This is a genomic window from Achromobacter sp. ACM05, from assembly GCF_019218915.1.
GTDB classification, from domain to species: domain Bacteria; phylum Pseudomonadota; class Gammaproteobacteria; order Burkholderiales; family Burkholderiaceae_B; genus Achromobacter; species Achromobacter animicus.
Map to the genome: position 1 here is coordinate 868,782 of NZ_JAHUWQ010000001.1, position 12,495 is coordinate 881,276.

General features: G+C 61.5%; 19 protein-coding genes. 17 read left to right on the forward strand and 2 right to left on the reverse strand.

Features of this window, described 5'->3' with window-relative positions; genetic code table 11:
- Positions 1-3: 3 nt before the first annotated feature.
- Positions 4-2,172: a metallophosphoesterase gene (locus tag KW836_RS03925; RefSeq protein ID WP_218342504.1), complete on the reverse strand. Its 2,169-nt coding sequence runs from the start codon at positions 2,170-2,172 to the stop codon at positions 4-6.
- A 266-nt stretch (positions 2,173-2,438) separates the two neighbouring features.
- Positions 2,439-3,866, reverse strand: a complete 1,428-nt coding sequence (locus KW836_RS03930; protein WP_175124782.1) for an NAD-dependent succinate-semialdehyde dehydrogenase — start codon at positions 3,864-3,866, stop codon at positions 2,439-2,441.
- 220 nt (positions 3,867-4,086) lie between these two features.
- Between KW836_RS03930 and KW836_RS03935 the strand changes: the two genes are divergently transcribed.
- The 17 genes from KW836_RS03935 to rpsD all read left to right on the forward strand — a co-directional run bounded on the left by KW836_RS03935 (position 4,087) and on the right by rpsD (position 12,439).
- Positions 4,087-4,839, forward strand: coding sequence for an aspartyl/asparaginyl beta-hydroxylase domain-containing protein (locus KW836_RS03935; RefSeq protein WP_218343262.1), 753 nt, complete (start codon positions 4,087-4,089; stop codon positions 4,837-4,839).
- A 339-nt stretch (positions 4,840-5,178) separates the two neighbouring features.
- The gene (rplN, locus tag KW836_RS03940) at positions 5,179-5,547 is read left to right on the forward strand and encodes a 50S ribosomal protein L14 (protein WP_006216531.1); all 369 of its coding nucleotides are present in this window, start codon (positions 5,179-5,181) and stop codon (positions 5,545-5,547) included.
- A gap of 11 nt (positions 5,548-5,558) precedes the next feature.
- Positions 5,559-5,879, forward strand: coding sequence for a 50S ribosomal protein L24 (rplX, locus tag KW836_RS03945; protein ID WP_008168975.1), 321 nt, complete (start codon positions 5,559-5,561; stop codon positions 5,877-5,879).
- A gap of 12 nt (positions 5,880-5,891) precedes the next feature.
- On the forward strand, positions 5,892-6,431 hold the full coding sequence (gene rplE / locus KW836_RS03950) for a 50S ribosomal protein L5 (RefSeq protein WP_008168978.1): 540 nt from the start codon (positions 5,892-5,894) through the stop codon (positions 6,429-6,431).
- Positions 6,432-6,443: 12 nt separating this feature from the next.
- Positions 6,444-6,749: a 30S ribosomal protein S14 gene (rpsN, locus tag KW836_RS03955; RefSeq protein ID WP_006216527.1), complete on the forward strand. Its 306-nt coding sequence runs from the start codon at positions 6,444-6,446 to the stop codon at positions 6,747-6,749.
- Between the two features lie 10 nt (positions 6,750-6,759).
- On the forward strand, positions 6,760-7,155 hold the full coding sequence (gene rpsH, locus KW836_RS03960) for a 30S ribosomal protein S8 (RefSeq protein ID WP_006216525.1): 396 nt from the start codon (positions 6,760-6,762) through the stop codon (positions 7,153-7,155).
- A gap of 12 nt (positions 7,156-7,167) precedes the next feature.
- Positions 7,168-7,701 carry a 50S ribosomal protein L6 gene (gene rplF, locus KW836_RS03965; RefSeq protein ID WP_062838799.1) on the forward strand — a complete coding sequence of 178 codons (534 nt, stop codon included), beginning with the start codon at positions 7,168-7,170 and terminating at the stop codon, positions 7,699-7,701.
- Between the two features lie 21 nt (positions 7,702-7,722).
- Positions 7,723-8,088, forward strand: coding sequence for a 50S ribosomal protein L18 (gene rplR, locus KW836_RS03970; protein ID WP_008168985.1), 366 nt, complete (start codon positions 7,723-7,725; stop codon positions 8,086-8,088).
- 15 nt (positions 8,089-8,103) lie between these two features.
- A complete protein-coding gene (gene rpsE, locus KW836_RS03975; RefSeq protein WP_008168987.1) occupies positions 8,104-8,625 on the forward strand; it encodes a 30S ribosomal protein S5 in 522 nt (173 codons plus the stop codon).
- 3 nt (positions 8,626-8,628) lie between these two features.
- A complete protein-coding gene (rpmD, locus tag KW836_RS03980) occupies positions 8,629-8,814 on the forward strand; it encodes a 50S ribosomal protein L30 (RefSeq protein WP_006216520.1) in 186 nt (61 codons plus the stop codon).
- 9 nt (positions 8,815-8,823) lie between these two features.
- Entirely contained in the window at positions 8,824-9,264 is a 441-nt protein-coding gene (gene rplO / locus KW836_RS03985) for a 50S ribosomal protein L15 (RefSeq protein WP_175124781.1), read from the forward strand.
- A gap of 13 nt (positions 9,265-9,277) precedes the next feature.
- Entirely contained in the window at positions 9,278-10,603 is a 1,326-nt protein-coding gene (secY, locus tag KW836_RS03990) for a preprotein translocase subunit SecY (protein WP_056327063.1), read from the forward strand.
- 8 nt (positions 10,604-10,611) lie between these two features.
- Positions 10,612-10,830, forward strand: a complete 219-nt coding sequence (gene infA, locus KW836_RS03995; protein ID WP_003806927.1) for a translation initiation factor IF-1 — start codon at positions 10,612-10,614, stop codon at positions 10,828-10,830.
- 34 nt (positions 10,831-10,864) lie between these two features.
- On the forward strand, positions 10,865-10,978 hold the full coding sequence (gene rpmJ, locus KW836_RS04000; RefSeq protein ID WP_003806928.1) for a 50S ribosomal protein L36: 114 nt from the start codon (positions 10,865-10,867) through the stop codon (positions 10,976-10,978).
- Positions 10,979-11,021: 43 nt separating this feature from the next.
- Positions 11,022-11,387, forward strand: a complete 366-nt coding sequence (rpsM, locus tag KW836_RS04005; RefSeq protein ID WP_008168996.1) for a 30S ribosomal protein S13 — start codon at positions 11,022-11,024, stop codon at positions 11,385-11,387.
- A gap of 15 nt (positions 11,388-11,402) precedes the next feature.
- A complete protein-coding gene (rpsK, locus tag KW836_RS04010; protein ID WP_006216516.1) occupies positions 11,403-11,804 on the forward strand; it encodes a 30S ribosomal protein S11 in 402 nt (133 codons plus the stop codon).
- An 11-nt stretch (positions 11,805-11,815) separates the two neighbouring features.
- Positions 11,816-12,439 carry a 30S ribosomal protein S4 gene (gene rpsD / locus KW836_RS04015; RefSeq protein WP_175124780.1) on the forward strand — a complete coding sequence of 208 codons (624 nt, stop codon included), beginning with the start codon at positions 11,816-11,818 and terminating at the stop codon, positions 12,437-12,439.
- Positions 12,440-12,495: the final 56 nt, after the last annotated feature.

The following is a 12,495-nucleotide window of genomic DNA, read 5'->3' on the forward strand; positions in this document are numbered from 1 at the left end:
GGCTTAGAACGGCGAAGGCTGGTTGGACAGGTTGACGATGCTGTTGGTCGTCAAGTCCAGGCGGATGTGCTCGGACGGCGCACCGTTTGCGAGCTTGAGCATGATCGCCATCAGCGGCTTGAAGCGCGCCTTGAACAGGTCTGCGGGCGTGTTGGCGTCGCTGACGTTGTTGCCGTTCATCTGCACGGCGGCGTTGGTCTGGTTCAGTGCTTGAGCCAGCAGCTTGTACTGACTGGCGCGCTGCGCCGGGATATCGGTAAACGCGAGGTCGCCGGCATTGGCCAGGCGCACGAAGTCCCCGGCCATCTCCAGCGCCGTCCACTGCGCGAAGTCCGCCAGCTGCATGCCGTTGGCCTGGGCCAAGGCTTGCGCGCGCGATTGCGCGTTGGTGGCATCCGCGGCATAGGCCGGATTGCTGGCGCCGCTGCCGCCGCCGTCAGACAGGCATGCAAAGAACGCGGGCGTCAGATTGTTCTGATTGCCGGTGTTCGCCAATTCCTTGAGCGTGACCGTCGTCTGCAGTTGCGACAACGCCAGCAGGTCGGCGCCCGTCAGCGGGCTCTTGACCAGCTCGCGCATCTCGCAGCGCCAGTCGTCGTTCAGCAGGCGCAGGCGCACCAGTTCGCTCATGTAGCGATAGGTGAAATCGCCGTAGTCCTTGGCGTCCAGGATGGAAACGTCCCAGCGCGGCGGCACGGTGTAGGCGTTTTCCGCGCGGTACAGGTCGAACAGCTCATCGAAGCGCGGCACCTTGTCCAGTCGGATGGTCTGCACTTCGATCTCATCGGCGCTCTGCAGCGTCATGAGCTTGTACGCGGGCACATAGGCGGCCATGGAGGGCGCCTGGATGTTGAAGAGCGCGTGGTCGCCGCCGTAGTTGCGCAGCGCCATGTCGTTGAAGTGCATGTGGCCGCCCACGTGCACCTTCAAACCGGTCTCGGCCAGCGCGCGCGTGGTGTTCTCCGCGGGACGGCGGATCATCTGCATTTTGTTCGCGCCCAGCAGCGCTTCGATGTCGTCGGACGCGCCATTGAAGAACTCGGACATCGGGAAGTGGCTGAAGGCGATGACCTGCTTGCCCTGCGCCTTGCCGCGCGCCACCACGTCGGCCAGCCACGTGATGACGTGCGCCTTGTGGGTCAGCATCTTGTTGTAGCCCTGGTCACCCGAGCCGGTGAAGTCGTTGGCGCCCGGACCGGTCGGCACGTAGACGTTGGCATCCAGGCCCACCAGCCACACGCCCTCGACGGGCTCGACCACGTACGACGTGTCGGGCACCATCTTGCACAGCGTGTAGTTCTGCGGCTTGTTCGGACCGCCGGTGCCTTCGGCGCAGATCTCGTACTGACGGTTGATCCAGTTGGCTTGCGAGACCGCCGTGGCGTAATCGTAGTCTTCGTACTTGTAGGTGCTGTACGGGGTTTCGTAATACACGTTCTGCGGCTGCGGCATGAAGCCATGCTGCTCGAGCGCGGTCGTGATGCCCGAGTAGCCCATGTGCAGCACTTCCTCGGTGCAATAGGTGTTGCCGATGCGCGTCCAGTCGCCGCTGTAGGCGGTGTTGCATACGTTCGCGCCGCGGCTGTAGATCGGCTGCGAGAAGCCGATTGCGCCCGTCACGGGATCCAGGCCAAGGTAGTCCCCCTTGCCCGCGGGCTGGTTGAAAGGGCGGTTGGGGTCATGGTTGCCGGGCGCGGCAAAGAACTGGATGCCGTGCTTCTTTGAATAGTCGTCCATGATCTTGACCAGGCCGCGCATGTGCACAGGCTGGCCGTCGTCCGAGAAGTCGCCCGGCAGTGCGATGTACTTCACGCCGCGTTTCACGGCGTCGTCCAGCGCGGCCAGGAAGGCGAAGTAGTTTTCGTTGAAGAGGCGCGTGGACGTGAGCTGCGCGTACATCGTGCGGATGGTCGCGTTGTCGCCGGCCTTCGGGTTGGGGATGCCGGGGAACGAGCCGTCCTTGAAGTCCGCGTAGACATCATGGAAGTGGATGTCGGGCATGAACGCGACCTGCACGGGGGCGGGCGGCTGTGCGGGCGTTTCGGCCGGGGGCGGCGTCTCGGCGACGGGCGGTGGCGTGTCATCGTCCTTGTCGCCGCCGCAAGCGGCGAGCAGGGCAACGAGCAGCAGGGAGGCTGCGGCGCGGACGGGGCGGGAAGGGCGAAGCGTCATCGGGGGGCGGGGTCCTGGGTTCAGTGTGGCGGCGGTCGGGCATGGGCGTGGGCCATGCCGAAGCGGCAGCCGCGGGTCAGCTAATTGGGTCAGCTGCTTGGGTCAGCTACTTGGGTCAACTGCTTGGGTCAGCTGCTTGTAAGCGGGCCCAATGCTCACTGAGCCGCATGACAGCGTCATGAATCCCTGACCGGTCCGCGCCACACGACAGACAAAAAAAGCCCCGCACGCCAGGTGCGGGGCTTTGCTTTGCGATGACCGCAGGATCAGACGTGCGTGATGAACTTGGTGACCAGATAGCCCTCGAAGGTCTCCGTGCCGCCTTCGCTGCCGATGCCGCTGTCCTTGATGCCGCCGAAGGGCGTCTCGGCCAGGGCGCTGCCGAAGTGATTGATGTTGACCATGCCGGCTTCCAGGCCGTTGGACACCTTGGTCGCGGTCTTCAGCGAATTCGTGAACACGTACGAGGACAGGCCGAAGGGCAGGCTGTTGGCGCGGCGCAGCACCTCGTCGGTGTCCTTGAAGCGGACGACGGGCGCCACGGGGCCGAACGGCTCTTCGGTCATCAGCATGGCGTTGTCGGGAAGTTCCGTGACCACGGTCGGCGCAAAGAAGAAGCCCTTGCGGTCCAGCGGACCGCCGCCCACCACCACCTTGGCGCCGTGCTTCTTGGCGTCGTCGATGAAGGCGCTCATGGCGGGCACGCGGCGCTCATGCGCCAGCGGCCCCATCTCGGTGCCGGCTTCCAGGCCGTCGCCGACCTTGATGTTCTTGAGGACCTCAGAGAACCGCGCCAGGAACTGCTCGTACGCGCCGTCCTGCACATAGAAGCGGGTGGGCGATACGCAGACCTGGCCCGCGTTGCGCACCTTGAACTTGGCCAGCATCTCGGCGGCACGGTCGATGTCCGCGTCGTCGAACACCAGCACGGGCGAGTGGCCGCCCAGTTCCATGGTGACGCGTTTCATGTGCGCGCCTGCCAGCGCCGCAAGCTGCTTGCCGACCGGAACGGACCCGGTGAACGACACCTTGCGCACGATCGGCGAACGGATCAGGTAATCGGAGATGGTGGCGGGTTCGCCCCAGACGATGTTCAGGCAGCCCTTGGGCAGACCCGCATCGTGGAACATGCGCGCAATCGCCATGACCGCGCTGGGCGAGTCCTCGGGACCCTTGAGCACGACCGTGCAGCCGGCGCCGATGGCGGCGGCGATCTTCCGGATGGCCTGGTTGTACGGGAAGTTCCAGGGCGTGAAGGCGGCGCAGACGCCGATGGGTTCGCGCACCACGATCTGGCGCACATCCGGATTGCGCGGCTGGATGACGCGTCCGTAAATGCGGCGGCATTCCTCAGCGTGCCAGTCGGCATGTTCCGCGCAGGAGGTGACTTCGCCCACGGCTTCGGCCAGCGGCTTGCCTTGGTCCAGCGTCATGTTGCGGCCGATCTCCTGGGCGCGCTCGCGCGACAGCGTGGCGACCTTGCGCAGGATCGCCGAGCGGTCCATGGGCGAGGACTTCTTCCACGATTCGAAGGCGCGCTGGGCAGCGGCAAGGGCGCGGTCCAGATCGGCTTGCGTGGCGTGAGGCAGCTGGCCCAGCACCTCGAGCGTGGCGGGGTTGATGACGTCCTGGGTGCGCCTGCCCTCGCCGGCGACGAATTCGCCGTCGATATACAGCGCCAACTGTTCATACATGCCTGTCGTTCCTTGCGTAATAGGAATGGGTAGCCAAGGGCGAGAGCGACCGCTGTCGCCCACGGCAGTCTAAACCAGCTTCCCCGCAGTGGAAGGAGCCAATCCCGGCCGCGGGCTTGGGTCCATTGGCGTGCCAATTGCCGGCACGCGTGCCACCGTGGACAAGCGCATCGCCGTGGACAAAAATGAGGAATCTTCGGCTGTCATCCGTATATCCATCGTGCAACCCATCGATGCGCGTCCGGCCGCCAAGCCCAGCCTCTATTCGCGGGTTGTTTTCCGCTTCATTGACTGGCTGCGTCAGCGCATTGCGCAGGCCTCGCTGGTCGGCGACAAGCCGATATTCCAGAACAGCCAGTTCCCGTGGGTTGCCACCCTCGAAGCGCGGGCGCCTGCCATTCGGGCCGAACTGATGGGCCTGCTGGCCGACCGCCAGGCGCTTCCGGCCTTCCACGAACTCTCCCCGGATGTGGGCATGATCACCTCCGACGACCGATGGAAGACGTTCGTCTTCCTGGGCTATGGCCTGCGCTCTGAACGCAACCTTGCCCGATGTCCGTCCACGGCGCGCGCCCTGCAGGACATCCCGGGCCTGCGCACCGCCTTCTTCTCCATCCTCGAAGCCGGCAAGCGCATTCCGCTGCACACAGGGCCGTACAACGGCGTGCTGCGCCTGCACCTCGGCCTGGTCGTCCCCGACCCGCCCGAACGCTGCTGGATAGAAGTCGGCGGTCAGCGCTATAGCTGGCGCGAAGGACAGGCGGTGGTCTTTGACGACCTGTATCCCCACGAGGTGCACAACGACACCGGCGGCGTCAGAGCCGTGCTTTTCGTGGATTTCGAGCGTCCCTGCCGAGCTCCTGTAAAATGGCTAAATCGCCTTGTGCTCATGGCCGCGCCGTTCACGGACGAAATCCGTCGCGGCAAGGCAAATCATGACGCCTGGGAGAAGGGCTACTACCGCCAGAAATAGGGGCGGATGGCCCGACAAACCGACCCCCTTGACAGGGGGCGTGGTCTTTTGTGCGCAATCCCAACAAAGTGCTTGCGCTCAAAAATTAACCACGTTAGAATTATCAGCTTTCCCAGATTGTCGATTCACTTAGCCGAAGGTTAGGTGAGCGCGTCGGGGGGAATACCCGCAGGATTTCAACCCAGGGTCGTTGCGTTGCCACCAGTTGCTGGTCCAGTAGTACGGACTTGCCGACAAAAAAGCAGGGCGGCTGACCTGACGGGACCAAAACTGGCAGGAATTGCAGTGTTCCCTTGTTGGGAAAACCGTATTTCCAGTTAAGTTGGAACAGGAAAAATCATGATCCAAATGCAGACCACGCTGGACGTGGCCGATAACACTGGTGCGCGTCATGTCATGTGCATTAAGGTGCTCGGTGGCTCCAAGCGCCGTTATGCCGGTATCGGCGACATCATCAAGGTGAGCGTCAAAGATGCGGCTCCGCGCGGACGCGTCAAGAAAGGCGAAATTTACAATGCCGTGGTGGTTCGTACCGCCAAGGGCGTGCGCCGTAAAGACGGTTCGCTGATTCGTTTCGGTGGCAATGCCGCCGTGTTGCTCAACGCCAAGCTGGAGCCTATCGGCACCCGCATCTTCGGACCCGTTACGCGTGAACTGCGTACCGAGAAGTTCATGAAGATCGTGTCGCTGGCCCCGGAAGTGCTGTAAGGAGCCCTACGATGAACAACATTCGTAAAGGCGACGAAGTCATCGTCCTGACCGGCCGCGACAAGAAGCGTCGTGGCACGGTGCTGGCCCGCGTTGGCGCCGACCACGTTCTGGTCGAAGGCGTCAACGTTGCCAAGAAGCACGTGAAAGCCAACCCGATGGCTAACAACCCGGGCGGGATTGTCGAAAAGACCATGCCGATCCACATCTCGAATGTGGCGCTCTTCAACCCCGCAACCGGTCGTGGCGACCGCGTGGGCGTTCAAGAAGTCGAAGGTCGCAAGGTCCGCGTGTTCCGTTCCAATGGTGCCGTTGTCGGCGCCAAGGCGTAAGGGGCGATAGACATGTCTCGTTTGCAAGATTTCTACAAGAGCAAGGTCGCTGGCGACCTGCAGGCCAAGTTTGGCTACAAGAGCGCAATGGAAGTGCCGCGCATCACCAAGATCACCCTGAACATGGGTGTCTCGGAAGCGGTCTCCGACAAGAAAGTCATCGAGCACGCTGTGTCGGATCTGACCAAGATCGCCGGCCAGAAGCCCGTCGTGACGAAGACCAAGAAGGCTATCGCCGGTTTCAAGATCCGCGAAAACTACCCGATTGGTTGCATGGTCACGCTGCGTGGTCAACGCATGTACGAATTCCTGGATCGCCTGGTGGCGGTTGCGCTGCCTCGCGTGCGCGACTTCCGCGGTATCTCGGGTCGTGCGTTCGACGGCCGTGGCAACTACAACATCGGGGTGAAAGAGCAGATCATTTTCCCCGAAATCGAGTACGACAAGATCGACGCGCTGCGTGGGCTGAACATCAGCATCACCACCTCCGCCAAGACCGACGAAGAAGCCAAGGCGCTGTTGACGGCCTTCAGCTTCCCGTTCCGTAACTAAGGGGCTGATGACGTGGCTAAACTTTCCCTCATCAATCGCGACATCAAGCGCGCCAAGCTGGCTGACAAGTTCGCTGCCAAGCGCGCTGAGTTGAAGGCGATCATCGACGACCAGTCGAAGACCGACGAAGAACGTTACCAAGCTCGGCTCAAGCTGCAACAGCTGCCGCGCAATGCCAACCCGACGCGTCAACGCAACCGCTGCGTGGTCACCGGTCGTCCTCGCGGCGTGTTCCGCAAGTTCGGCCTGACGCGCCACAAACTGCGTGAAATGGCGATGAAGGGTGAAATCCCCGGCATCACCAAGGCCAGCTGGTAGGAGAAACAATATGAGCATGAGCGATCCCATCGCCGATATGCTGACCCGCATTCGCAATGCGCAGCAAGTGGACAAAGTTACGGTGAGCATGCCCTCCTCGAAGCTGAAGGCGGCCATTGCCGCTGTGCTGAAAGACGAAGGCTACATCGACAGCTTTGAAATCAAGGGCACCCAGGCCAAGCCTGAGCTCGAGATCACCCTGAAGTACTACGCTGGCCGTCCGGTCATCGAGCGCATCGAACGCGTCTCGCGCCCTGGTCTGCGTATCTACAAGGGCCGTACCAGCATTCCTCAGGTCATGAACGGGCTGGGCGTGGCTATCGTTTCGACCTCGCGCGGCGTCATGACCGACCGTAAGGCTCGCGCCAACGGCGTCGGCGGCGAAGTGCTGTGCTACGTGGCCTAAGGAGAAATTCGAATGTCACGTATCGCTAAGTATCCGGTCGAACTGCCCAAGGGTGTCGAAGCTGACATCAAGCAGGATCAGATCACTGTCAAGGGCCCGCTGGGCTCCCTGACCCAACCCCTGACTGGCGACGTCACGATCTCGCTGGACGGTGGCAAGCTCACGTTTGCCGCTGCCAACGATTCCCGTCACGCCAACGCCATGTCGGGCACCGTGCGCGCGCTCGTGGCCAACATGGTCAACGGCGTGAGCAAGGGATTCGAGCGCAAGCTGAACCTGGTCGGCGTGGGTTACCGCGCCTCGGTTCAAGGCGACGCCGTTAAGCTGCAGCTCGGTTTCTCGCACGACGTTTTGCATCAGTTGCCGGCCGGTATCAAGGCCGAATGCCCCACCCAGACGGAAATCGTCATCAAGGGCTCCAACAAGCAAGTCGTCGGTCAGGTGGCCGCTGAAATCCGCGCGTACCGCGAACCCGAACCCTACAAGGGCAAGGGCGTGCGTTACTCGGACGAACGCGTCGTCATCAAAGAAACCAAGAAGAAATAACGGCGCACGCAAGGACGAATCATGGACAAAAAAGTTTCCCGTTTGCGTCGTGCGGTTCCGACTCGCCGGAAGATCAACGAGCTGCGCGTTCATCGCCTCTCGATTTTCCGCTCGAACCAGCACATCTACGCCAACATCATTTCGCCGGAAGGCGATCGCGTTCTGGTCAGCGCCTCGACGGTGGAAGCCGAAGTGCGTGCGCAACTGGCCGGCCAAACCGGTCAGGGTGGCAACAAAGCCGCTGCGACGCTGGTTGGCAAGCGCGTGGCCGAAAAGGCCAAGGCTGCCGGTATCGAACTGGTCGCTTTCGATCGCTCGGGCTTTCGTTACCATGGCCGCGTCAAGGCGCTGGCCGATGCCGCGCGTGAAGCCGGCCTGAAGTTCTAAGCGAGGATCTGTCAAATGGCTAAAGTACAAGGCAAGAACGCCGCGGAAAAAGAGAACGATGACGGCCTCCGCGAAAAGATGATCGCGGTCAACCGCGTGAGCAAAGTGGTCAAGGGTGGTCGCACCATGAGCTTTGCCGCGCTGACCGTGGTTGGCGATGGCGATGGCCGCATCGGCATGGGTAAGGGCAAGGCGCGTGAAGTGCCGGTGTCCGTTCAGAAGGCTATGGAACAGGCCCGTCGCGGCATGTTCAAGGTCGCTCTGAAGAACGGCACGCTGCACCACACCGTGGTCGGCAAGCATGGCGCCGCTACCGTGCTGATTTCGCCCGCTGCTGAAGGTACTGGCGTTATCGCCGGCGGCCCGATGCGCGCTATTTTCGAAGTGATGGGTGTGCGTAACGTGGTTGCCAAGAGCCTGGGCTCGAGCAACCCCTACAACATGGTTCGCGCCACGTTGAACGGCCTGCGCGCCTCCCTGACCCCGGCCGATGTTGCTGCCAAGCGCGGCAAGACGGTCGAAGAGATCCTGGGGTAAATCATGGCTCAGAAGCAGATCAAAGTGACCCTCGTGCGCTCGGTGATCGGTACCAAGCAATCGCACCGTGATACGGTTCGCGGTTTGGGCTTGGGCCGCATCAACAGCAGCCGCGTGCTGGTCGATACGCCCGAGGTGCGTGGGATGATCCGTAAGGTGGATTATCTCGTTTCCGTCTCGGAAGCCTAAGGAATCACCATGTCGGATATGCAACTTAATACGCTGAAGCCCGCCGAGGGCTCCAAGCACGCCAAGCGCCGCGTCGGCCGTGGCATCGGTTCGGGTCTGGGTAAGACCGCCGGCCGTGGTCACAAGGGTCAGAAGTCGCGCTCGGGCGGTTTCCACAAGGTTGGCTTCGAAGGCGGTCAAATGCCGCTGCAACGTCGCCTGCCCAAGCGTGGTTTCACCCCGCTGGGTCAACACCTGTATGCACAAGTTCTCTTGTCGGACCTCCAGGCCCTGCCCATCGATGACATCGATGTGCAAGCGCTGAAGGCGGCCGGCGTGATTGGCCAGGCGGTTCGTTACGCCAAGGTCATCAAGTCTGGTGAACTCTCGCGCAAGGTCGTGCTCAAGGGCATTACCGCGACGGCCGGCGCTCGCGCCGCCATCGAAGCCGCGGGCGGCTCGCTTGCTTGATCAGAGGTGACGAGTGGCTAACGCGCAGGCATTGGGCAAATCCGGAGCACGATACGGCGATCTGAAGCGCCGTCTGGTGTTCCTGGTGCTCGCCCTGGTGGTTTACCGTTTGGGTACACACATCCCGGTTCCGGGTATCAACCCGGACGCGCTGGCGGACTTGTTCCGTCAGAACCAGGGCGGGATCCTGGGCCTGTTCAACATGTTCTCGGGCGGAGCGCTCTCGCGTTTCTCGATTTTTGCCCTGGGGATCATGCCGTACATTTCGGCATCCATCATCATGCAGTTGATGTCGGTGGTGGTGCCGTCGCTGGAAGCGCTCAAGAAAGAGGGCGAATCCGGCCGTCGGAAGATTACCCAATACACCCGCTACGGCACGGTCGTGCTGGCGCTGGTGCAAGCCGTGGGCATTTCGGTGGCGTTGGAGTCTCAGCAGGGACTGGTGATCGATCCGGGCATGCTGTTCCGCTTCACGACCGTCGTGACTCTGGTCACTGGCACCATGTTCGTCATGTGGCTGGGTGAGCAGATCACGGAACGCGGTCTGGGCAACGGGATTTCCATCCTGATCTTCGCAGGTATCGTGGCGGGTCTTCCCGCGGCGCTGGCTGCACTGTTGGACCTGGTCCGCACCAACGCGATGTCTGTGCTTTCGGCACTGTTCATCGTGGCTCTGGTGGTGCTGGTTACCGCTTTTGTGGTGTTCGTGGAACGCGGACAGCGCAAGATCACGGTGAACTACGCCAAGCGTCAGGTCGGCAACAAGGTCTACGGTGGTCAAAGCTCGCATTTGCCGCTGAAGCTGAACATGGCAGGGGTGATTCCGCCGATCTTCGCGTCGTCGATCATTCTGTTCCCGGCCACGATCACGAGCTGGTTCTCCAGCAGCGAGAACATGCGCTGGCTTAGCGACCTGGCTGCGGCCCTGTCGCCTCGTCAACCGCTCTACATCACGCTGTACTCGGTCGCGATTATTTTCTTCTGCTTTTTCTACACGGCTCTGGTTTTCAACAGCCGCGAAACGGCGGACAACCTGAAGAAGAGTGGTGCGTTTGTTCCGGGCATCCGTCCGGGCGAGCAAACGGCGCGCTACATCGACAAGATCCTGATGCGTTTGACGCTCGCAGGTGCCATCTACATCACGTTGGTGTGCCTGTTGCCGGAATTCTTGGTGATGCGCTGGAACGTTCCCTTCTACTTCGGTGGTACGTCTCTGTTGATCATTGTGGTGGTGACGATGGATTTCATGGCGCAGGTTCAGGCCTACATGATGTCTCACCAGTACGACTCGTTGCTCAAGAAGGCCAACTTCAAGGGCGCGGGTTTGCCGATGCGGTAAGCAAAAGAATGTCCAAGGACGACGTCATTCAGATGCAAGGTGAGGTTCTTGAGAACCTCCCGAACGCGACATTTCGCGTCAAGCTCGAAAACGGCCACGTGGTGTTGGGCCATATTTCCGGCAAGATGCGTATGCATTACATCCGGATCCTGCCGGGTGACAAGGTCACAGTGGAGCTCACGCCCTATGACCTGACGCGAGCCAGGATTGTTTTCCGCTCCAAGTGAGCGAAACCGGATTACGGAAAATTAGGAGTCAACCATGAAAGTAATGGCATCGGTTAAGCGGATCTGCCGCAACTGCAAAGTTATCAAACGTCACGGCGTGGTGCGCGTTATCTGCACCGACCCGCGTCACAAGCAGCGTCAAGGCTAACTCGGGTTAGCGACTACGCAACGGATTTATTCAAGGAACAGTCATGGCCCGTATTGCTGGCATTAACATTCCGCCGCAACAGCACGCCGAGATCGGCCTGACCGCCATTTTTGGCATCGGTCGTACGCGCGCTCGCAAGATTTGCGAAGCGGCAAACGTACCCTTTGACAAAAAGGTCAAGGATCTGAGCGACGCTGAATTGGAACGCGTCCGCGAACATGTTGGTTTGTTCACGGTTGAAGGCGACCTGCGTCGTGAAGTACAGCTCTCGATCAAGCGTTTGATCGACCTGGGAACCTACCGCGGTATGCGTCACAAGCGCGGTTTGCCCGTGCGCGGCCAGCGCACTCGCACCAACGCCCGGACCCGCAAGGGCCCGCGTCGTGCTGCTGCGTCCCTGAAGAAATAATCGAGGAACAGGATTATGGCGAAAGCTTCCACCAGCGGCGCTTCGCGCGTGCGCAAAAAGGTCAAGAAGAACGTCTCGGACGGCATCGCGCACGTTCACGCTTCGTTCAACAACACCATCATCACCATCACCGATCGTCAGGGCAACGCACTGTCGTGGGCCACGTCGGGCGGTGCTGGCTTCAAGGGTTCGCGCAAGTCGACCCCGTTTGCCGCGCAGGTTGCCGCTGAAACGGCTGGCCGCGTTGCGCTCGAGTACGGCATCAAGACGCTGGAAGTCCGCATCAAGGGCCCCGGTCCTGGCCGCGAGTCGTCGGTCCGTGCGCTGAACGCGCTGGGCATCAAGATTTCGTCCATCGCCGACATCACGCCCGTTCCGCACAACGGCTGCCGTCCGCCGAAGCGTCGTCGTATCTAAAGGGAATCCACATGGCACGTTATATTGGACCCAAATGCAAGCTCTCGCGCCGCGAGGGTACTGACCTGTTCCTGAAGAGCGCCCGCCGCTCGCTGGATTCCAAGTGCAAGCTGGATTCCAAGCCTGGCCAACACGGCCGCACTTCGGGTGCCCGCACTTCCGACTACGGCCTGCAGCTGCGCGAAAAGCAAAAGCTGAAGCGCATGTACGGCGTGCTGGAAAAGCAATTCCGCAAGTACTTCGCTGAAGCCGAGCGTCGCCGTGGCAACACCGGCGAAACGCTGATCCAGCTGCTGGAATCGCGTCTGGACAACGTCGTCTACCGCATGGGCTTCGGCTCGACGCGCGCCGAAGCTCGCCAGCTGGTGAGCCACCGCGCCATCGAACTGAACGGCCACACGGCTGACATCGCTTCGATGCTGGTCAAGGCTGGCGACGTCGTCTCGGTTCGTGAAAAGGCCAAGAAGCAAGGCCGTATCAAGGAATCGCTCGACCTGGCCACCAGCATCGGCATCCCCCAGTGGGTGGAAGTCGACGCGGCCAAGCTGACCGGCACGTTCAAGTCGGCCCCCGATCGCGCTGACGTCGCTCGCGACATCAACGAATCGATGGTCGTCGAACTGTACTCGCGTTAATCACGCCTGCCGGCGCCTCCTTCGCAAGGTGCTGGCAAGCTGGTCACGCGACCCGG